At 41.3% G+C, this 22,707-nt stretch carries 14 protein-coding genes and 2 pseudogenes; 8 read left to right on the forward strand and 8 right to left on the reverse strand.

Going from position 1 to position 22,707, the window contains the following annotated elements:
- Nucleotides 1–95 precede the first annotated feature (95 nt).
- Nucleotides 96–257, reverse strand: coding sequence for a hypothetical protein (locus ACM0OX_RS09265; protein WP_414514625.1), 162 nt, complete (start codon nt 255–257; stop codon nt 96–98).
- A 93-nt stretch (nt 258–350) separates the two neighbouring features.
- Nucleotides 351–482, reverse strand: a pseudogene (locus ACM0OX_RS09270) (IS630 family transposase); the annotation flags it as partial.
- Between the two features lie 91 nt (nt 483–573).
- Between ACM0OX_RS09270 and ACM0OX_RS09275 the strand changes: the two are divergent.
- Nucleotides 574–733, forward strand: a pseudogene (locus ACM0OX_RS09275) (IS4 family transposase); the annotation flags it as partial.
- A gap of 179 nt (nt 734–912) precedes the next feature.
- On the opposite strand, the gene ACM0OX_RS09280 reads toward ACM0OX_RS09275, so the two are convergent.
- The 3 genes from ACM0OX_RS09280 to ACM0OX_RS09290 form a co-directional block, all read right to left on the reverse strand.
- Nucleotides 913–4,851, reverse strand: coding sequence for a DEAD/DEAH box helicase family protein (locus ACM0OX_RS09280; RefSeq protein WP_414514626.1), 3,939 nt, complete (start codon nt 4,849–4,851; stop codon nt 913–915).
- The gene (locus ACM0OX_RS09285) at nt 4,851–8,045 is read right to left on the reverse strand and encodes a hypothetical protein (protein WP_414514627.1); all 3,195 of its coding nucleotides are present in this window, start codon (nt 8,043–8,045) and stop codon (nt 4,851–4,853) included. The genes ACM0OX_RS09280 and ACM0OX_RS09285 overlap by 1 nt, the downstream gene beginning before the upstream one ends.
- A gap of 460 nt (nt 8,046–8,505) precedes the next feature.
- Nucleotides 8,506–9,084: a Uma2 family endonuclease gene (locus tag ACM0OX_RS09290; RefSeq protein ID WP_414514628.1), complete on the reverse strand. Its 579-nt coding sequence runs from the start codon at nt 9,082–9,084 to the stop codon at nt 8,506–8,508.
- A gap of 229 nt (nt 9,085–9,313) precedes the next feature.
- Between ACM0OX_RS09290 and purH the strand changes: the two genes are divergently transcribed.
- Complete coding sequence (gene purH, locus ACM0OX_RS09295; RefSeq protein WP_414514629.1) at nt 9,314–10,834, forward strand: bifunctional phosphoribosylaminoimidazolecarboxamide formyltransferase/IMP cyclohydrolase; 1,521 nt, start codon at nt 9,314–9,316, stop codon at nt 10,832–10,834.
- A gap of 366 nt (nt 10,835–11,200) precedes the next feature.
- Here the strand turns inward: purH and ACM0OX_RS09300 are convergent, their stop codons facing one another.
- From ACM0OX_RS09300 to ACM0OX_RS09310, 3 genes are all read right to left on the reverse strand, one after another.
- Nucleotides 11,201–11,710: a PIN domain-containing protein gene (locus ACM0OX_RS09300; RefSeq protein ID WP_414514630.1), complete on the reverse strand. Its 510-nt coding sequence runs from the start codon at nt 11,708–11,710 to the stop codon at nt 11,201–11,203.
- On the reverse strand, nt 11,707–12,006 hold the full coding sequence (locus ACM0OX_RS09305; RefSeq protein WP_322675481.1) for a hypothetical protein: 300 nt from the start codon (nt 12,004–12,006) through the stop codon (nt 11,707–11,709). Before ACM0OX_RS09305 ends, ACM0OX_RS09300 begins: the two co-directional genes overlap by 4 nt.
- Nucleotides 12,007–12,171: 165 nt before the next feature.
- Nucleotides 12,172–12,699 carry a DNA topology modulation protein gene (locus tag ACM0OX_RS09310; protein ID WP_414514631.1) on the reverse strand — a complete coding sequence of 176 codons (528 nt, stop codon included), beginning with the start codon at nt 12,697–12,699 and terminating at the stop codon, nt 12,172–12,174.
- A 129-nt stretch (nt 12,700–12,828) separates the two neighbouring features.
- Here ACM0OX_RS09310 and gatB point away from each other — a divergent pair, with 129 nt between their 5' ends.
- From gatB to ACM0OX_RS09340, 6 genes are all read left to right on the forward strand, one after another.
- Nucleotides 12,829–14,304, forward strand: a complete 1,476-nt coding sequence (gatB, locus tag ACM0OX_RS09315) for an Asp-tRNA(Asn)/Glu-tRNA(Gln) amidotransferase subunit GatB (RefSeq protein WP_414514632.1) — start codon at nt 12,829–12,831, stop codon at nt 14,302–14,304.
- Nucleotides 14,305–14,956: 652 nt separating this feature from the next.
- Nucleotides 14,957–16,198 (forward strand): bifunctional ornithine acetyltransferase/N-acetylglutamate synthase, encoded by a 1,242-nt coding sequence (argJ, locus tag ACM0OX_RS09320; protein WP_414514633.1) that lies wholly within the window; start codon nt 14,957–14,959, stop codon nt 16,196–16,198.
- Between the two features lie 135 nt (nt 16,199–16,333).
- On the forward strand, nt 16,334–17,458 hold the full coding sequence (locus ACM0OX_RS09325; protein ID WP_414514634.1) for a hypothetical protein: 1,125 nt from the start codon (nt 16,334–16,336) through the stop codon (nt 17,456–17,458).
- 576 nt (nt 17,459–18,034) lie between these two features.
- A complete protein-coding gene (locus tag ACM0OX_RS09330) occupies nt 18,035–19,417 on the forward strand; it encodes a CmpA/NrtA family ABC transporter substrate-binding protein (RefSeq protein WP_414514635.1) in 1,383 nt (460 codons plus the stop codon).
- Between the two features lie 99 nt (nt 19,418–19,516).
- On the forward strand, nt 19,517–20,356 hold the full coding sequence (ntrB, locus tag ACM0OX_RS09335) for a nitrate ABC transporter permease (protein ID WP_414514636.1): 840 nt from the start codon (nt 19,517–19,519) through the stop codon (nt 20,354–20,356).
- Between the two features lie 122 nt (nt 20,357–20,478).
- Nucleotides 20,479–22,485 (forward strand): nitrate ABC transporter ATP-binding protein, encoded by a 2,007-nt coding sequence (locus ACM0OX_RS09340; RefSeq protein ID WP_414514637.1) that lies wholly within the window; start codon nt 20,479–20,481, stop codon nt 22,483–22,485.
- Nucleotides 22,486–22,707 lie beyond the last annotated feature (222 nt).

Consider the following 22,707-nt stretch of genomic DNA (forward strand, 5'->3'; position numbering starts at 1 on the left):
AAACCAGGGTTTGTGTCCTCACCTCTGCCGAGATAGCTTGACTGTTAAGGGATTACCAGAATATGTAATTGAGCAAGCCTTTGCGGAACTGAAAATTAGATACAAGAAGCGATTATTTGATAAGAGTTAATGTGATTTAAAGTCAAAGATTGCCGAAAATTAAAGGATAAGCTTGCCGAACCTATAGCCAGACTGGTTTTGTGGTCAAATACTCGTTTTGCGAGAGTGCGATCGCCTCCGACGGGCAGGTACGCCATCGTAAAGCACAATAATTCTTCTAAATGTAACCAGACCCTGACAGATTTTGGGTCTGTTAAAACTACAGCATCAATTACTAAGCTGTTCCACTTCTAAGTTGCAATAATAGCGTTACCCTTATTTTTAATCTTTCGATGCCACTTAATTATTAGTTCTTCTTGATTTAATAGCCTGTTTAATAACTCTTGTAACTCGGACACAGATTTAAATAATCTATGGGCTATATCAAAAGTGTTGAATGTTAAGAAAAATCCGATAAAAATAACCCAAAATATGGTAATTTTGGGCGAAGGCTTAAAATATTTTAGTTTGATTGTGATTATAAATTCATTTCCCAAAATTGTCAAAGATATCCTGAAAAGCCTGCCAAAAAATGATTATCCAGTATTAAATAGTCGTCTATTCTTTGAGGGAAAAGCTATCGTATGCTCTGGATAACAGTTTAACAAGTATGCGAGATTTATTTCAGAGATTAATTATATGTTCATTGGTTTGAGGAGATGATGTTATGTTGACTAATTTAGGGTTTTTAGAGTTAGTATAACTATTTATGTAAAGTTTTGTATCAGCATTCAACATTTCTGGTATTCTTATAATATATATATTTCACAGTTTGAGGTAGCGTTTTCGGAAACAAGCAATGTTTTACATTAACTATTTCTTATCTGCTTCATCTTCAAGCAGGATGGTGTTCAGAAGATTCAATTCGCTGGATGCCATAAAATAGCGATCGCTAAAAACTGTTTCTAGTTGTGTAAAAATCCGTCTACCTGCCACAGCTACCCAGGGAAATGTGCGATAGTGAGGTACTACAGGTACAATTAAGCCTTGAGGAGTTAGAGAACGTCCTAGCGCACTTCTCCAAGCTTGGGGATCTTGTAATACTTGTTGGGGAGTATCATCTTCTGATTGCTCATTCCAGAAATGGGGATAGTCTAGAGGTAAGCCAATAACTATGTTTTTAGTTTTCAAAGCCTGACGTGTGGAAGATTCAATAACAAATCCCTCTTGTTCTCGACTCAATAGTTTATACAGTTCGTTGGCAGGACGTTTGAGTTTTGAGGGAAATTTGAACTTCTTGCTTTCGGCAATTTCTTTTAGCGATCCTAAAAGACGACTGCTATTTTGTTTAACATCAGCTTTCCATGCTTCAAAGCTAAATATTTCTTCAGTTTGGCGATCGCTCCAATCTTCGATCCAGAAAGGGCCGATACAAGTTAGATTATCAGGTATCTTCAGCTCATCGTTATCTAAAGATGGTAATAATCGGCTCGAAATCCTAGAAACAGTTTTGACCAAAGCTTGTAAAGTTTGATAATTTGCATAGGACTTGGCATTTTTCTCTGATGATTGACCCCTCAAGTCAAAATGTTTAAAGATGTTTGCAGTTAACTGCTCCGCTTTTTTCACAATTGCTTTTGCTTCTTGAGGATGACTATCACTGATAAAAATTTTGGCTTCACGCAAGAAATCTAAGACATCATCAGACATTAAACGCAGCAATTCCTCATCGCCGACAGAACCAACTGGGACAAATGCAATTCGGTTTTTATTAAGTCCTGCATCACCTTTGATGCGGGTGTGAATTGTAGAGCGCAACATTACCAGCAAAGTCAATAAATCGCTGGACTGACGCAACCATAGTCTTTTAGGATCAATGTCCTCTCTTTCAATGATGAAATCATTGATTAGCATAACTAACCGTCTATCTTTGTTATCTCCAGAAACTTCCGTTCCGGTTTCTGGATCTGTATACATTCCTCGACCACGGTAAATTAATTGCGCGACTTCCATTAAAGCAGCTTCAATATTAAATCGGGGAATTGCAGCTATAATCCAATCTGTTTTCGGGAAAGAAACACCTCTTGCGCCTGAAGAAGTCATAAGGAAAACTCGAACTTCATCCCGTCGTGGCGGCTTTACTAATTTCAATCGCCGATCGGGTGATACACTTTGATCCAAAACCTCCACCTGTTCTCTGTTTACCAGAGCTTCTTTACCAGTGGTTAATTTTTCCTGCAACTGACGTAGAAAAGCTTTATCTTGAGCAAAGAAAATTAACTGCTCTGCTCCCTGTTGTAACCCATTCTTAATTTCTAAGTAGGCATTTGTTAGCGATTCCTCTTCTGATTTTTCTCGAATTGCTTGTCTAATTGTCTGCTCCGTGCCGTCACTGTTTTGACCTGGTTTAATGGGTGAGAGCCTAATACTGTAGTCAATACTGAGTTTACTGGCGGGATAGCTATTTGTCATGACGTGTAGCGTTGGGTGTTTTTTGGGGCCAATTTTTGTATGAGTGCCTGTTACCCGAAACGCTGCTTCACCTCGACTCTGACTTATTAGAACTTTATCAGGAGCGCGATCGCCTGAGTTCAAAAAGCTATCCAACACAACTTCATTGCTGAGTGAGGCATCAGCAAGAATCAGCACAATTTTAAACGGAGATTGATTTGTATCAAACGGTTTAATAAATTGCTGTTCCAACCATTCTGCTAACTTACGGACAAAGGGCGCACCTGCACCATCACCAGCGAGTTCATCTACCATGACAACTATAGTGGGAATACGCGCTGCAAATGCTGAACGTTCCTTTTTTCCAGGCTTAGTGTCAGCTTTTTTTGCAAATAAGTTGTTGAAGGCATTGACTGTAGTTGATTGATCGTTAAACGTCCGATAACCTTGGATAGCAGCAGTCATCACCAGTTGATTAACCTTGGGATTTGCTTCGAGTAATTTTCGGGCTGAGGTTGCTATGGTACGCAAGACACCAGGACTATAAAGAGATTCTACGCTGTAATCCCGTTCGTTGAGACGGCGTTTAAACCGAGTAGAGCCGACTATATTGCAATCAATATCAAGTTCTTGTTCTGGGGTGACGAAGAGGATACTGCAATCAGGACGTGTGAGTTTTCCAATACCATCAACAACAACAGCGCTATCGATACTGTGAGGTGGAAAATTGTTTTGTTGAACCTGTTTTTTATACCATTCGGGAGCTGCATCAATCAAATTTTTATTGCTGGTGATGGTTAATATTCCAGTGGGATGCTGATTTTCTCTAGCAAGTTTGTCGGTAACATCTCGATTAATTACAACTCGCGGACTGAGATACAAAAATAAGAAACCTTGAGACTGCTGCTTTTGCTGTTTAAGAAATTTCATCACAGCAGTAGTTTTACCAATACCGGGATTTCCTTCCAAAGCTAGGACGTTAATTTTACCAACTTGAGCAGCTGTTATACCAGCAAATACTGCTGCCTGGTGTACTTGTCGCAGAGGAATTGTTGCTTTATCGGGATTGATTTCATTGATAAAATCGGCAATTCGTGTAACAGGGTTGCCTCCAAAGAACTCAAGTAATGCGTCGTTGTCTTCAATAGATGCGATCGCCTCAGCCTTGCTAATTTCACCCATTGGGTTGTAGAAGTCTGTCACATTCTCATGAAAGAGAAAGTGGGAGTATTGACCTAAAGTTGGTTTTTCAGCTAGATGTTGTGCTTGTTCTTTAAAAGCAGACGGTAGCGATCGCACTAACTTTTTGAACACCAAACGAATTTCTGCATCTAGATCGAGTGGCACATCATCCTTTGAATGTTTAGTATTACGATATGCTTTTCCCAATGATTGCATTAACTTGGCTCTAGTATCTGGTTCAGGTTCCACACCGAAGAATTGAGCCGTAAGATTTTCAATGCCATTGGATGTGACAGCGATCGCTCTAGCGTTACAACTTCCTTCTAATCGCTTACGTGCGCGTAACACTTTAATCAGCTGATCGGTATAAGATGATGCCTGACAGAGCTTGAATAATGGTTTATCTTGACCACTAAATGCTGAAAGAAAATTTTCCAACCTTTTAGAGAGTGAAAATTCTTCACCTTCAACCTCTGCACAAACTCTAGAGAAAACCCCTCGTGATTCAATGTAACGGGCATAGCGACTCATTTCTTCTCTATGAGGAGCTTCTTTTTGAAAATCTGCAAATTTGAGGGGTGCGTTATACGAAAATTCCAGGCAGATAATTAAGTTCTCAATTTTTTTGTGTTTTGGATCTTTTGATTGGGAAAATTCAGTTTTGCCATCTTTGGGCGGACTCAATTCGTTGGACAGCCATAAAATAAAATCGGCTCTGGCTGGTTGTCCACGCTTGACTAAGTTCTCGTCTGGTTTTCCTGGTAGTTTGAAAGCTTCTTGAAATGCTTTTGCTGTCTCTTCTTTTTCGTCATCCCGTAGCATTTGCTGTCCTGGCAATGTCAACGGACACCAAATTGCTTCTAATTTAGGTTGCCTAATTTTACTGTGGTTGAGTTTGAGACACTCACGCATTGCTGTCCAACCTAAACCATAGCCGAGTACCAGCAGATGACGCAGCATTGTTTCCACCCATTCTTTGTGATTGGGATCTGTTATTTTGAATGCTTTCACCAGTTGGTGGTGGACATCTGCATTTTTGTGAGATTGCCAAAGCTGGAAAACAGGATGATCGTTCAACAGTAAGTTTCTGTGAATCAACTGTTGTAAAACACCGCGTTTAACAGCAATTTCAAATACCTGCCCCCAAATAGAGGCTTGTTGTAGAAAGGATGATTCCATTACTTCCTGTGCAGAACTTGAGAAACGTGGGTAAGTACAGCGCGATAATTAAGTAATACCTGTCCTTTGCGGCGGTTATGAAGAACTTTGACTTCACCAGCCTCTTCAACTGTATTGGGCGATATCCAACTAAATGGATCTAGTACTGGGATCAGTTGACCTTTTTGCACACCTCGTTCAGCTTCAATAAAATGCAAGCCCCGTAGTACAGCTAGTAAGCAAGGATGAATACGAGAGTCTGAATCAGGATTAATCAAATGCTGACGAGCGCGTTCAGTCCAGTTAATATTGCTAACTTTTCCATCCGATACTAAGAAATAAATGCAGAAACCAGACTGTAGGCGCTCTTCTGCTTGAATAGCATAAAGTGTGGCAAAAGTATAAACCGGAATTAAATTACGAAAGTAGTCAGCCCTAACGGAGCGCTGAAAATCTGAATGATCTCCTGCTTGCAAAATTTCAAATGCCGCTTCACTGTAACCGCGATCGCGCAAGCGTGTAGCCGGAAATACATCCCGCACCATTGGGTAAATGTTGATATCAGGAAACGTTTGAAAGACTTCTTCTAAAAATTCTGTAGGTATTAAAGAAGAATTGTAATCTGCGGCTCGATTAATGCGGCGATCGCCATAGGCATGAGCTAATAAAATAATGTGCTGACATCCTTGGGCTTTAAGGTGACGAATTTCTTCTTGAACTAGGCGTTGCGTTTTCAATTGTTCTAGAGAATCAAGCACATCAGACTGCATCCGTTCTCTTTTCAGTTCATAACCTTTAAACGGTTCATTAACTGCTGTAGCAATATAACTTTGAGTGAGAAAAAGATAAGCCTTTTCACTATCATTGGGAAAATTTCCCTCATTACAGGGACGACTGGCGTATGAAATTAAGCCAATTTTAGGGGCTGAATCGGAACCTGGGCTACTGATGCAAATTGGAAACGCACTTAAGAGCGCCTTAAAAGTGCCGGATTTAATAAATTTTGTCGTATCAGTTTGTTTCGCCAGATTTTCCAGAATTAGTCCCTGCATTCGGATTGGGGTATCTTCAGCTAGTATGGCTTCTAAGGTTTGGGCAGCTGCATAAATATAAGCATCGCCGCTCTTCTCCTTCTCATCATTGTTATCATCTAGTTCTTTCCCCTTTTCTTGCAACCGCAGCATTAAGGTTGTAAAATCAACCAATTTATCCTGATCGCGTTGTTGCAATCGTCTAATGATACGCCACAAACAGCAGTAAACTAGCACAGCAAAGGCAGTAACGGCGGCGGCATGATACTGCTTTTTTTCCTCAGAGCCTTTTGTATCTGGTTGCCGCTTCACCGTTTTAACATCGTATTCCACTATGATTGCGGCTGGTAATACCCATCCAGCAGCCTTAGAAGCATTTGTCGAAAGTTCATAAGTCCATTGACCGTCTTTCTTCTCCCAAGAACGAGGAACCCAACAAACTTGGAGGAGTTTCTGTGGTAATAAACGCTTTGCCCACAATTGGGTAAGTGTATCTTTAGTTTTTAAGTCATACTCCGAAAGATCGGCAGTAACTTTAACCGAAAATAGAAGTCCTGATGTTGCTGGTTGCTCACAAATTTCAATATGTTTGAACCATTCAACCTTTTCGCTGGAATTTTCTTGTGCCTCTACAAGCAATTTTCTCACACCTAATGTTGCACCTTCTAGGCGATCCCAATTCATGATGCTGTTTTTTACACAGATGAATTGTTGTGAAGAGCGATTTTGAACTTGAGACATGACTTTTTGGTTCTTGTCACGCAGTACTTCCCTCAGAGCCTTGGCAATTGACTTCATTGACTCCGAGCGTTCCTGTAATTCTTCTAAAGTCTGGCGAATAGCTTCTGTACCCTGCGATTTAAAATTTGCTAGGAGTTGATTCACCATATTTGTTAGTGATTCTTTAGTTAGCGGTTCCTCGTCCTTTGTGGGAACAACGACTGCCAAAAAGATCAGTTGAGCTAAACGACGACAAACTTCCCAAGGTTTTTGTAAGGAAGATTCATCATTACTTAGTAAATATTCTCTAATTTGATCGAGTCGTACTTCAAAAGCAGGTTTGCCTAATTCTGGATTTTGCCCATTGACTCGAAAACGATAACTTACTTCACGCTCTACTTGATTTTTAGTCTTTTGCTCGAAAATTTGAGTTTTCCACTCAGGCCAAACAGCTAGACAATAATAAAAGGTCGCTTTGCTAAGTTCATCTGCCAAGTCGAACTCAGCTGCACTACCGAAAGGAGTAGTTAAATCAACCGTATAGCCTTCTTCTTTAGCAGATTCAACTAGAGTGAGTATTCGATTGACATACTCTACTAAAAGTTGGTAATCGGGGTCGTGACTTGATCGGGCATTTTCTGCGATCGCTTCCATAATCCGAAAGCTAATTGTCAATCGCACGCGCGACAATGCTTCGTCGTCTAAAAAGTTTAAAAAACGCTGGATTTGGCTATCTTCTCTATCTTTTTCCGCTTTCAAAGTTGCGATCGATGAATTAACATCATCTTCATCGTTGTCAAGTTCGTTTTCTAAATATTCTGCGGCAGCACTGCACATTTGCTCAAAATAATCAGTATTTTCAACTCGTTCGCACGCACAAATAACCGTCGCCACAGACTTGTTATCTTTAGTATCTCCAGCTTGAAATGCTAGATGTACGAGGTTGGCAGTATTGGCTATATTTTGGAAAGACGTACCTGCTTTTTTAGCAAGCTGTTTGAGTTGCTTATCAGGGTCATCTAACAGCAATGTGGATAATAAGCTCTCGGAAGGCACAGCAGTATTCAGTGCTTGGTCAATAGCAGCCATTAATCTGTCTATCGCACCAGGTAACTTTGTAGCATTACCATCACTCAAACAGCCGCCAACGCGCGACCTATTTCCATAAGCTGGCATGGATAAGTTTTGAATAAAACCACCGCCAGGAGCAGGTTTCAAAGCTTCTTTAAATTTAGGTTGTGCAAATAGCCGATACATAACGGCTGAAGTACTTATTCTCAGGCGTTTATTTTGTTTGTCATCAAATTCAAACAGCTGCATCCCTCTAGGGTTTAGCTGGTCAGTATTTGCCTGATTACTGCTAGGAGAAATAGCTTGAGCAAGCAACTCTATGACTGTAGCGAGGTCAATAGACGGCTTAAGCGATCGCGGGTCAACGTTAGCGCCAGTACCTTGTGAAGGCATAATTATTTCCTTTGTAATTTTCAGTATTACGACTGCTTCATCTGCCTGAACTTTACAGTCTCAGCAAATGGACTCTATATTTTTTCTATCTTAAATGTGTCTAATCTGTCAATATACTTGTATTTTACGTTTATTATATTTTTTTTAAGAACTATTACACAAGCAACTCAGTCCTCTGTTTATATATTTTCTTGAAGAAGAAAATTAATCCATATTCATTATCCTAAAAGACTCAATTCATACAGTTAATTTAATTTCTCATTTCTCTGTAAATTAAAATAAAATAAGTAAGAAAAAATTTGAATAATTAACTAATTTAATCGGCATTAAATATGTGAAAATAAATAAAATCAGATCCCCGACTTCTCAAAGAAGTCGGGGATCTGATTTTATTTATTTTATTGTTCATGAATGATTTAGGACTGCTATACTTTAGCTTCTTCTGATTCCTAATGAAATTTTAGAGATTTAATCCAGCTTGTTGAAAGATTGTATGAGGGGTAATTTCCAATTCTGGTAGTAAATCATCAGTAATTACTTGATGAGATCGATAAGTAATCGGCAAGGAAGATGGCGCAAATACAGTTACAGTTCTAGCTTTTGTATCAACCACCCAAACACGATAAACGCCAGCTTTCAGATAATCAGTTGCTTTTTCGGCAATTTCACCAAAAGTTTGACCAGGTGAAATGATTTCGATGACTAATTCAGGTGCAACAGGACAAGCTTCGTCTAATAGCCAATCAGCAGGAAGACGGTTATAAGAAATATAAGTCAGATCGGCTACAGGCATCCAATCTTGTTGATTTCGTGTTAGTTTAATTGCCCATTCAATCACAACTCGACCTTTTGCTTGTGCCCATGCAGACAATAGTATAAATAAAGCACCAGTAGTCGAGCTATGAAAAAATTTTGGTGACATTTCATGATCTTTATATTTTGGTACAGCTTCACCATTAATAAACTCGTATGTAATATCTCCTTCGGGAAGTGCGAGAAATTCTTCTAGAGTTAGGCGTTGATTAGAAGACTGAACCATAGGTGTTATGTGGGTAAAAGATGCTTACTTTTAGTTTAGGCGATCGCTAATATTTAGAAACTAAGCCTACTTATTCCTTATTCCCAGCATTTTCGACAGTCCTGACTCTGGGGGATGTAAGCATATAAATTACAGGAGTCAATATTATTCCTCATAGTCTTGAAGTAAACCAAGGCTTATGCAAAACTTGAGATCCTTCGCTTCTAGCTTACTTTTAAGGAATTGATCAATGGCGCGTCTAGCCCTGCTGAGTGTATCTAACAAAACTGGTATAATTGACCTAGCCCGTAGCTTGGTTGAAGAATTTGACTTTGATTTAATCAGCAGTGGGGGAACAGCCCAAGCCCTCAAAGATGCGGGACTCCCTGTTACCAAAGTTGCAGATTATACAGGTTCACCAGAAATTTTAGGTGGCCGAGTCAAAACGCTGCATCCCCGAATTCACGGTGGGATTTTGGCGCGGCGAGATGTTCCCGAAGATATTACAGATTTAGAAAATAACCAAATTCGCCCGATTGATTTAGTGGTGGTGAATCTATATCCTTTCGAGGAAACGATCGCTAAACCAGGGGTAACATTATCCCAAGCTGTTGAACAAATTGATATCGGTGGGCCAGCAATGCTACGCGCTTCATCAAAAAACTTCGCTCATCTTGCTGTATTATGCGATCCAGCACAGTATGACGAGTATTTACAGGAATTACGACAAAATAACGGCGTAGCATCCCTAGAGTTTCGGCAAAAGGCGGCTTTAAAAGGATTTTCGCACACTGCTAGCTACGATCGCGCGATCGCATCTTACCTCGCAGATGCAGAGCAATACACCCTTAGCGGCACACAATTACAATCTCTGCGTTACGGTGAAAATCCACATCAACCCGCCACCTGGTATCAAACTGGCACTACTCCAACAGGATGGGCAGCCGCTACAAAACTCCAAGGCAAAGAACTTAGTTACAATAACTTAGTTGATTTAGAAGCCGCACGCCGAATTATTGCAGAATTCACTGATACCCCAGCCGCAACGATTATCAAACATACAAATCCCTGTGGTACGGCATTGGGAAGTACAATTTCCGAAGCTTATCAAAAAGCTTTCAATGCTGATTCTACTTCTGCTTTTGGTGGAATTGTCGCACTCAACCGTCCGATTGATGCAGCTACGGCTAGCGAGTTAACCAAAACATTTTTAGAATGTGTGGTTGCACCAAGTTGTGATGCAGAAGCTCAAGAAATTCTGGCTAAGAAATCTAACGTGCGGATTTTGACTTTAGCTGATTTGAGTAGTGGCCCTAAGGATACAGTGAAAGCGATCGCAGGTGGTTTCCTTGTCCAAGCCGCCGATGATATAATTGCAGACACCAGTCAATGGCAAATAGTCACCGAACGTCAACCCACCGACAGCGAATTAGCCGAATTGCTGTTTGCGTGGAAAGTTTGCAAACACGTTAAATCTAATGCCATTGTTGTGACAAGCGATCGCACTACACTAGGAGTAGGCGCTGGTCAAATGAACCGCGTTGGCTCAGTTAAAATTGCCCTAGAACAAGCTGGAGAAAAAACCAAAGGTGCAACTCTCGCCAGCGATGGATTCTTCCCTTTTGATGATTCAGTCAAAACAGCCGCAGCCGCAGGAATTACAGCCATTGTCCAACCAGGGGGAAGTTTACGCGATAAAGATTCCATCAAAGCTGCTAATGAACTGGGTTTGCTGATGGTTTTAACTGGTGTACGTCACTTTTTACACTAAATCATTGACCATAAGGTGTGCAGTTGACAAAGTGTCACATAATTTACTTGCCTTTTGATAGAAGGGGTGATATCGTAGATTCGTGTGTGAGGAGCAAGTTAAAAATAAAAAGCGTTTGGGGTGGAAACACGGCAACACTCCCAGGCGCTTTTTAATTTGTCAGATATTGGATTGCCTATGCGGTTTTAGAATTGTCACTCAATATACTTGCCATTTGATAGAAGTAGTGATATTATCTATTTGTGTGTGAGGAGCAAGTTAAGAATAAAAAATGTCTGGGGTGGAAACACGGCAACACTCCCAGGCATTTTTTAATTTGTATGTAGAAATTATAGAAATTAACGCTTCCAAAATAATTTCATATTTTTACTTCCAGTTAAAGACACGAATATTGTTAAAGTTAATCACGTCAACTTCTACACTTTGAAGATAACTTGCTAGCTTGAAGTCATCAGTTAGTACAAGATACTTCCCTTTAGATAAAGTTAGGATTCCACTGTCAGTAAGTCCAAACTTGACAAATTTTTCAGTATTAACAGCATCTAAACTATTTACGTAGTATTCATCCAAAAGAGCAACATTTTTAACGAATTGAGCAAATATTGCAAAGCATTGAGAACGTTCAGGTTCACCAAGTTGATTTGCAAGGCTATTCACTTCTGTCAGAATATTTGGAGTTGTTACAAGTTTTTGAAAGCGTGCAATAAATGCTAGCAGAAGCTCATAATCTTCTGGTATAAATTGCTGGGTTCGATTAAATTTAGTTATTCGTTCTTGATTGACGCTCCCAACTAAAAAGAGAAGCAGGATATTTGTATCAATTAAAATTCCTTTTTGGCAATAACGACGAACAAGGGAAGCAATCAAATCTTTCATACTTGTCTAATTTTCATTGCTTCTACTTCGCCAGTTTGAGAATTCACTTTAAAAAGTTTATATTCTCGTTCATACAACACAGGGGTAGAAGCAAGAGAAGAAGGAATTAAGTCTTCCAATCGGCTTTTAGGAGCTTTTTTAGGAATATCAAACCCTAGAGTAATCAACCAGAAGCTTTTATCTTCAGAAAGTTCAACTTCTTCAAGTCTCAAATCTCCTAATGAAGAACCCATCATGTCTTGTATGGATTTTATGTATCCATAGGCAGCATTTACTGCTGTTTTGACATCAATCATAATCTTAGTTGCTCCCTGACATAAATTTGCCAATTTAATACCTTATTATAGTAATTTCTCCTTGGTTACTGGTAATTGGTTAGCACATAAATAGCAATATCCACTTTACCTATAGCGTTTCTCCGCTAGTAAATGCAATATTCTTTCAGATAACTTTCATAAAAATCAATTGATTAAATCTGAATTGTGAGAAATATTTTGCAAAAACTCTCTGACTTCTATTGGTTTGCGGAGAATAATAACTTGCTGGTTTGGCGTTAATTGACTAAGTTTTTCTACAATTCCAGGACGACGAGTAATTGGGTATGACCAGATATATTTGAGAAATTCCCAGTTCAATCTTTCAGGACAATCTGATGCCATATCAGGTCTGGATTGTCCTGCATACATGAAGCGACGTTTAATCGCTCGCGATAAACATAAAATCCGGGGAAAATCCAAAAAAATTACCGTGTCTGCAACTGATAAACGAAGGTCGAGAGTACCGCCATAGTTACCATCCATAATCCAAGATTCTCGTAGGGTTAGGTCTTGGATTATGCTCTGCCATTCAGTTTTTGGAGTCTCAATCCAACCAGGATTCCAGTACCAAGCATCCAAGTGAATCACTTCTAAACCTAAGATGGTTCCCAGTTCGCGGGCTAAGGTAGATTTACCAGCACCTCCAGAACCAATGATTAAGATTTTCTTCACCTTAGATGTGCATCTCCCTTTTCAAGCTCAAAAGGTAAGCATTGCTCACCCAAATAACCGTCTTCAGAGCAACTCAATACGCCGCTACAATAGTACCACTACAAGGATTATGCCCAAATTATTGATATTATGACCACTGCGACGACCGTAAAAACTGAGTATGAAGCGATTATTGGTTTAGAAACACATTGTCAACTGAGTACCAATACCAAGATTTTCTCTAATAGCTCTACGGCATTCGGCTCTGACCCCAATACTAACATTGACCCGGTTTGTATGGGTTTACCTGGGGTCTTACCTGTACTCAATGAAAAAGTATTAGAATACGCCGTCAAAGCTGGTTTGGCACTAAATTGTCAAATCGCTAAATATAGCAAATTTGACCGTAAACAGTATTTTTATCCAGATTTACCGAAAAATTACCAAATTTCTCAATACGATCTACCGATCGCAGAACATGGTTGGTTAGAAATTGAGTTGGTAGATGCTGAAGGTAATCCGATTCGCAAACGCATTGGTATTACGCGTCTGCACATGGAAGAAGATGCGGGAAAATTGGTACACGCTGGTAGCGATCGCCTCTCCGGTTCTTCTTATTCTCTGGTAGACTACAATCGCGCAGGTATCCCATTAGTAGAAATTGTTTCAGAACCCGATCTGCGTTCTGGGCTAGAAGCTGCTGAATATGCCGAAGAATTGCGCCGGATTGTCCGGTATCTCGGCGTGAGTGACGGCAATATGGAACAAGGATCTCTGCGCTGCGATGTCAACATTTCCGTGCGTCCAGTGGGACGAAAGGAGTTTGGGACGAAGGTAGAAATTAAAAACATGAACTCCTTCAGCGCCATCCAACGGGCGATTGACTACGAAATTGAACGCCAAATCGCCGCCATCGAAGCAGGCGATCGCATTATCCAAGAAACTCGGCTGTGGCAAGAAGGCGCTCAATGTACAAGTAGTATGCGGGTAAAAGAAGGTTCTAGCGATTACCGCTACTTCCCCGAACCAGATTTAGCACCAATTGAGGTGTCAAATGAACAATTAGAGCAATGGCGTAGCGAACTACCAGAATTACCCGCTCAAAAACGCCATCATTATGAAAATGAGTTGGGGCTTTCCCCTTACGATGCGCGAGTGTTGACAGAAGATCGTTCAATCGCCGAATATTTTGAAACTGCGATCGCATCTGGAGCAAATGCCAAAGCTGCTGCCAACTGGATTACTCAAGATATTGCAGCCCACCTCAATAAGCAAAAACTCACTATTAGTCAAATCGGACTGACTCCCACCAATTTAGCAGATATCATCACTCGCATTGAAACTGGCAAAATTAGCAATGCTCAAGCTAAACAAAAGTTGCCAGATTTGCTCAGTGGTGTTTCTCCTGAAAAAGCTTTTGCAGGTCAAGAGTTAATCACCGATCCTAGTGTACTAGAACCTATCGTTGATGAAGTCATAGCCGCCAATCCCAAAGAACTAGAAAAGTATCGCAACGGTAACACTAATCTCAAAGGCTTCTTTGTCGGACAAGTTCTCAAAAAGACAGAAAAACGTGCCGATCCTAAGCTGACTAATGAATTGGTCGAGAAAAAACTGAACGCCTAGTGAGCTGTCAAGCTAACTTCGCTGGGTGAGGAAGTAGGAGGAGCAGAGGGGCAGAGGGGCAGGGGAGCAGAGGAGCAGGGGAGAAGTTTCAGTAAGTTTTTCCTCTCTGCCTCTTTGCTCCTCTGCCTCTTCTGCCAATGCCCAATTCCCAATTCCCCAACTAAGTATTTTCCCGGTCTTGCTTCACACAATCTTCATATAAAAGCTGGTGACAACCCTCATACGTAAAATGATATGCTGTGGTAAGTAGATGCACCCTGATGATCTGGAGAGCTGCCTAAGTAGCTCTCTTTTTTATTTTATTTTCGTGGTATTTACGGATAAAGTTCAAAAATTTTTAGAAATAATCTCAATAAATAAGTATTAACCCTTAAAAAGTAAATTAGAGAGATCGGTAAGTAGATGTATCCTGACGATCTAGAGAGTGACCCAAGTGGCTCTCCTTTTTTGTTTTGGTTTTTCGTCATAAGAAAGGTAAAAACAATTATGCCAATCGCCAACTGGTGCATTATTATTGCCATCAGCAAATAAACTCACAATAAAAGGGAGTAGGGAGTGGGGAAACTAATAACTCTTAACTCGTAACTCCTAACTCAGCACTTTTGTAAAGTACAAATTGACCTATCCAACCTGATAGTTGTAAGGAAGAATAATGGCAGATTGGCAAGAAATCACAGGTGGTATCACAGCACCAAGGGGGTATCAGGCGGCGGGAATTACCGCAGGATTGAAACCTTCGGGGTTGCCAGATTTAGCTTTGATATTCTCAGAAGTGGAAGCGATCGCAGCTGGTGTATTTACCACCAGCCAAGTGAAAGCTGCCTGCGTAGAATATTGTCGCCAACGATTGCAAGCCAAACAGAGCGCTCGTGCCATCCTCTGCAACGCTGGACAAGCAAACGCCGCAACAGGAACTCAAGGCAACCTTGATACCCTAGAATCTGCTCTGGCAGTAGCCCAAGCCCTAAACATTCCATCTGAATCTATATTATTGGCTTCCACTGGTGTGATTGGTCAAAGAATTAAGATGGATGCTTTGCGAAGCGGGATTCCTAAAGTAGTAGCAGCACTATCAGCAACAGGTTCGGATGCTGCTGCTGGTGCGATTATCACCACAGACTTAGTAACAAAATCCATTGCCCTAGAAACAACTATAAGTGACCGCTCGGTACGAATTGGCGGCATTGCCAAAGGTTCCGGTATGATTCACCCCAATATGGCAACCATGCTGGCATTTGTTACTTGTGATGCTGTGGTTTCGCCTCATCTTTGGCAACAAATGTTAGCAAGGGCAGCTGATAGAAGTTTTAATTCCATTACTGTGGATGGTGATACCAGCACCAACGACAGCTTAATTGCCTTGGCAAACGGTCAATCTCGCACCCCAGCAATTATAGAATGGGGCGCAGAAGCAGAGAAATTAGAGGCGATGTTAACAGCAGTTTGCCAGCATTTAGCCAAAGCGATCGCTCGTGATGGTGAAGGTGCAACCTGTCTAATTGAAGTAGAAGTAACAGGAGCCCATGATGAAATTTCAGCCCGACAAATAGCCAAAACCATCGCCGGTTCATCCTTAGTTAAATCTGCAATCTTTGGACGCGATCCAAATTGGGGACGCATCGCCGCCGCCGCCGGACGTGCAGGTGTGCCCTTTGAGCAAGAAAACCTGCAAATTAAGCTAGGAAATTTCTTAATGTTAGAAAATGGACAACCTCTACAATTTGACCGTGCAGCAGCAAGTGCTTATTTGAAAAAAGCATCGGTGGGTGCTTATCTCCAACAGGATACGGTGTTAATCTCCGTTAATGTTGGCAATGGTTATGGTGTGGGTAAAGCTTGGGGTTGTGATTTGAGTTATGACTACGTGAAGATTAACGCCGAATACACTACCTGAACTACTCCCAATTATTTGCCTTGTAGAGACGCGATTCATCGCGTCTTTAGCCAAGGATGTGTTGCAATCATTCATTAATTGAATTGATATCACAATAGTCTTACCCTTTCTCATACTGTGGCTGGACGGGTGAAAATGCCTAAGAAGCATATAGAACTTAGAAGGAAGAGATACTTCAATCTCAGTTCACAAATCGCTCAGTTAGATAATAGACAATTGCGTTTTCTCTTTGACAATAGTGAGTCGAATGAGTCGAGTACGGGTTGGGGAATGAATCACACCATCGTCCTTGGAAAATCCAAGGTCTTTGTGAAACGTGTTCCGGTTACAAACATCGAATATGACAATCTGTTCTCCACCAAAAACCTCTACGATCTCCCAACTTACTGTAATTACGGCTTCGGTTCCACTGGTTTTGGGGTCTTCCGGGAACTCGTTACCCATATCAAGACAACCAATTGGGTATTGTCAGGCGTAATTGCCACTTTCCCACTGATGTACCATTATCGGATTATTCCTTTCTCTGGGCGGCGGGCGGATATAGATAAGTCGCGTCTAAAAAGTTATGTGGAGTATTGGGGCAATAGTGCCAACGCCGGAAATTATATGTTAGATAGAGCGATCGCCAACTATGAGTTGGTTCTATTTCTAGAGTACATACCGCATATTCTGGAAACATGGCTGCAAGACAACCCCAACAAACTTCAAAAACCCCTGGATGACTTACGCACGACGATTACCTTTTTGAGAAAGAAGGGAATTATCCACTTTGACGCACATTTTCGCAATATTCTCACCGACGGGAAGCAGACGTATTTGACCGATTTTGGTTTGGTACTTGATAAGAGTTTTACGTTAACTAAAGATGAAAAGTCTTTTTTTAAGCAGAACACATTTTATGACTACGGAGAAGTCTTGCGGAATCTTGGTCATCTGATTCGATCGCCGTATGATTTATGTTCGGAGAACGATAAACGCAGGATTATGGAAAAATATGGCATCAGAGAAGACTTAAAACCTTATGAACTGCGCTCTATATTACTCGACAACATCGAGCAGATACATGCTGATAGAGTCATGAAGTTAGATAAGTTCTATGTTGCCAGCATCGTCAAGTACCGCAGCATCATTGCGCTAATGCAAGACTTCTTTTCGGATATGTGGGAAAACAACAACAAGGACACTAAACTTCGTCACGCAGAACTACGGCTGCTGCTTAAAGAGACGGGGTTTATTCGTGGTGTTGGAAACGGCAGATAGTTGCGATCGCTAGATAAGAAATACCCTATTTGGGGTGTTTGCTTAGGTCTTCAACTTTCCCAGTCTTACCATCTCACTCTCACCGCAGTGCGCTCCTAAATTACAGGGATAATATAATGGTTGTGATAAATAAAAACTTATAGATTACAAATTACTACTAAAGTTAAGTTACAAAATAAGTGAAGATAGTCAATCATAAAGTAAACATAATAGTCTTCATAAATAAGAGTTGATACATTAAAAATTATTCCTATAATTGAGGATAATAGATAAACTTTTCCTTATACATCCAATCTAATATTTATTTAATAAATCGAGGTTCCAAGTTAACAATTTGGGCTTCAAAGGCTGTAAACTGATTTCAACAAGGTGAATGACACCTCTGCATCACACTAGAAAAGCAGAGCCAATAATTTAACCGAGTTCTTATATAGGTAGCTATTTCATTGATGAAATGGCTGCGATCGCTTGGTCAGATATAGCTTGATTAATCATTAATAATGCAAGAAACACAAGGTTTTTTGCCTAAATTGTCATAGCTATAAAAAATAACATTCACGTTTTCAGGAGATATTTATGACAGAATTTTTTAATCAAATTTCTCGCCGCAAATTTATCTTCACAGCTGGAGTATCTGCGGGTGCTGTATTCCTCAAAGGCTGTTTGGGGAATCCTCCTGAAAACCTGACTGGTGGAAGCACCCAAGTACAGCCAACGGCTCAAACGGTTGCTAATATTAGTCCCGAACAAACACCAGAAACTACTACAGTAAAGTTAGGATATATCCCCATTGTAGAAGCAGCTCCTTTAATTATTGCTAAAGAAAAAGGCTTTTTTGCCAAGTATGGGATGACTAATGTTGACCTTTCCAAACAAGCTTCTTGGGGTGCAGCCAGAGACAACGTAGAAATTGGTTCTGCCGGTGGTGGTATAGATGGTGGTCAATGGCAGATGCCAATGCCACATTTGATTACAGAAGGTTTAATTACCAAGGGCAATCAAAAAATTCCCATGTATGTGTTATGTCAATTAATTACGCATGGAAATGGAATTGCGATCGCAAACAAGCACCAAGGCAAAGGTATTAGTCTACAACTCGCCAGCGCTAAGTCCCTATTCACGGAATTAAAATCCTCAACTCCCTTCACTGCTGCATTCACCTTTCCCCACGTCAATCAAGATTTATGGATTCGCTACTGGTTAGCAGCAGGCGGCTTAGACCCGGATGCAGATGTCAAATTGCTCACAGTACCAGCCGCGCAAACTGTGGCCAACATGAAAACAGGAACAATGGATGCCTTTAGTACAGGCGACCCTTGGCCTTATCGCCTGGTGCAAGACAAAATCGGCTACGTAGCAGCATTAACCGCAGAAATTTGGAAAAATCATCCTGAAGAATATCTAGCCATGAGAGGCGACTGGGTTGATAAAAATCCCAAGGCGACCAAAGCAATTTTAAAAGGAATTATGGAAGCCCAACAATGGCTAGATAATTTTGATAATCGCAAAGAAGCGGCTGAAATTCTGGCTGGACGAAATTATTTCAACCTTTCTTCCCCTGAAATATTAGCAGATCCATACCAAGGTAAATATGACATGGGTGATGGCCGCAAAATTGATGATAAATCAATGGCTGCTTACTACTGGAAAGATGAAAAAGGTAGTGTTTCTTATCCCTATAAGAGTCATGATTTGTGGTTCATTACTGAAAACGTTCGTTGGGGATTCTTGCCAAAAGATTATCTAGATAATAATGCTGCTAAAGCGAAAGAACTTATCAACAAAGTCAACCGCGAAGATATTTGGAAAGAAGCTGCCAAAGAAGCTGGTATTGCTGCTGCTGATATTCCTACAAATACATCCCGTGGTGTAGAAGAGTTTTTTGATGGCATCAAATTTGACCCCGAAAAGCCAGAAGAATATCTCAAGAGTCTCAAAATCAAGAAGGTCAGTGTTTAGATACGCGATTAATCTCTTGTAGAGACGCGATTCATCGCGTCTAAAGATTCATCGCGTCTAGGACAAATAAAAAATAAAATTTGAGGAGAATACAGCATCATGACAATAGCCCAAAAACGCCCTGCAAGCCCTAGATTGAGTAATAGCTTTATATCCAGTCTGAAAAAGCAATTTCCCGATCTGATACCACCAACGATCGCTATCACAATCTTCCTCGTTCTTTGGCAACTCTTCGCTTGGATTCCAGGAGCCACATTACCAGGGCCAATACAGGTTATCCAAGATACTTGGGTACTAATTCTCTGGCCATTTTATGACCGAGGTGGCATTGATAAAGGTCTATTTTGGCAGATTCTCGCTAGTCTGCAACGGGTTGCCATCAGTTATACCCTAGCTGCGATCGTTGGTATTGCCTTGGGCATTCTGATTGGGGTTAATAGAACCATGTCCAAAGCTTTAGACCCCATATTTCAACTACTGCGGACTGTACCACCTCTCGCTTGGGTACCGATTTCTTTAGCAGCTTTACGGCAAAACGAACCCGCAGCCTTATTCGTAATTTTCATCACCGCCATTTGGCCCATCCTAATTAACACTGCTGTCGGCGTTACCCAAATTCCCCAAGATTACAACAACGTTGCCAAAGTTCTGCAACTTAGCCGCAAAGAATATTTCACTAATATTTTGATTCCGGCGGCATTACCCTACATTTTTACCGGCTTGAGAATTGCGATCGGTTTAGCTTGGCTAGCAATTATCGCCGCCGAAATCGTTATGTCCGGTATTGTTGGCATTGGCTTTTTCATCTGGGACGCTTATCAAAACAACAACGTCAGCGAAGTAATTTTGGCTCTAGTTTATATCGGTGTTGTTGGGTTGATCCTAGATAAAGCGATGGGTTGGCTGCAAAACAAGATTTTACCATCAGAGCAAAAATAGTCATTGGTCATTAGTCATTAGTCATTGGTCATTTGTAGAAAGCTAAGGACTAATGACCACGTACTAAGGGCTAATGGCGAAAGACAAAAGACTAATGACAAAGGACTAATGACAAAGGACAAATAAGTATGTTCGTAGCTGTTGACCAAATTGATAAAGTTTTTGAATTAACTGGTGGTGGCAAATATATCGCCCTCAAAGGAATCGACCTTCAAATTAAAAAAGGAGAATTCGTTTCTTTGATTGGTCACTCCGGTTGCGGCAAATCCACACTCTTAAATATGATTGCGGGTTTGGATTTGCCTACTGAGGGTATTGTCACTCTCGAAGGACAAAGAATCACCAAACCTGGCCCAGACAGAATGGTGGTGTTCCAAAATTATTCGCTATTACCTTGGCGGACGGTAAGAGAAAATATTGCCCTCGCCGTGGACTCAGTAATGAAAGGTTCATCCGCAGACGATCGCAACGCTATTATCGAAAAACATATTGATATGGTGGGTTTGCGTCCCCATGCTGACAAACAACCGGGAATGTTATCAGGTGGACAAAAGCAGCGAGTTGCGATCGCCCGCGCCTTAGCGATTCGCCCCAAATTACTCTTGCTAGATGAACCTTTTGGTGCATTGGATGCACTCACACGCGGCAATTTGCAAGAACAACTGATGCAAATCTGCGAAGAAAATCAAGTTACCGCCGTGATGGTGACACATGATGTCGATGAAGCAGTGCTGTTATCTGACAGAATTGTGATGCTAACTAACGGCCCCGAATCTAAAATTGGCGACATTCTCGAAGTGGATATTCCCAGACCCCGCAAGCGGATGGAAGTAGTAGAACATCCCAGTTACTACAGCTTGCGGAGTGAGATGATTTACTTCCTCAATCAGCAAAAACGGATTAAGAAAATTCGGGCGCGGAAAACTGCCGACGTTGCCCGTCATGGATTAGAAAAAGTTAACCTAGAAATTGGCTTTTTACCTCTGACAGCTTGCGCCCCCTTAGCAGTTGCTAAAGAAAAAGGCTTTTTTGTCAAGCATGGTTTAGATGAAGTTAACCTCGTGCGGGAAAGTAGCTGGCGGGGTATAGAAGATGGCATCAGTGGCGGTTATTTAGATGCGGCTCAAATGCCTTCAGGGATGCCGATGTGGCTAACTTTAGGAGGACATAATAACCAACCTCTGCCCGTTGTCACCGCCCTCACCATGACTCGCAACGGTAACGCCATTACCTTGGCAAAACACTTTTATGACCAAGGTGTGCAAACCTTATCAGATTTCAAAAGATACCTGCTTCGCACCCGCGAACAACGGCACACAATGGGGGTAGTACATGCCGCATCGATGCACAACTTGCTGCTGCGTTACTGGCTAGCGGCTGGTGGAATTGACCCGGATTGCGATGTGGATATGAAAACCATTCCCCCAGCGCAGATGGTAGCCGACCTAAAAACTGGAAGCATCGATGGTTACTGCGTAGGCGAACCTTGGAACTACCGCGCTGCTGTGGAAAATGTCGGCTTTACCATCGCTACCGACTTAGAAGTTTGGTTGGGACACCCCGGTAAAGTTCTTGGTGTGCGGGAAGATTGGGCAGAAAATTATCCAAATACGCATATCGCTTTGACTAAAGCTTTGTTAGAAGCTTGTCAGTATTGTGCAAATCCCGAAAATACCCAAGAAATTCGCCAAATTTTAGCAGGGCGAGAGTACGTCAGCACTGATTTAGAATACATTCAACTCGAAGATCCAGATAATCTCACCTGTGACTTAAACCATCCGTTGCGAGACTATGCCCATCACCAGTTTTATTCCGATTCCGCGATCAACCGCCCTAGTCGCACTGAACAAATTTGGATTATGAGTCAATTGGCGCGTTGGGGTGATACTCCTTTCCCCAGAAATTGGGTAGAAGTTGTGGAACGGGTGTGTCGAGTGCGTGTTTTCAGCACCGCCGCACGAGAATTAGGTTTGGATATTAGCTATATTCGCCAACCGATCCAACTGTTCGATGGTACGCCCTTTAACGCCGACGATCCGATCGCTTATCTCAACAACTTGAAAATTAAACGTGATTTTTCAGTCGCGGAAGTTGTTCTTGATGCACCGAGGAGAAAACTCGCCTCATAAAAAAATGGTCAGAGAAAGAGGGACTGGAAGAAGTAGGACATCTTACTTCTTGTGGGGTGGGCGTCTCGCCCGCCCGTAATCAAAGGCGGGTAAGATACCCACCCCACAAGATTGAATAATTTTAGTTGTTAAAAATCTCTTGAACTCCGTCAACGAGTCTTTGAACCGGATGAATCCACCTTTTATCTCCGTTAACGAGTCTTTGAACCGGATGAATCCACC

This window comes from Nostoc sp. PCC 9305 (assembly GCF_963920915.1).
In the GTDB taxonomy this organism is placed as follows: Bacteria; Cyanobacteriota; Cyanobacteriia; order Cyanobacteriales; family Nostocaceae; genus Nostoc.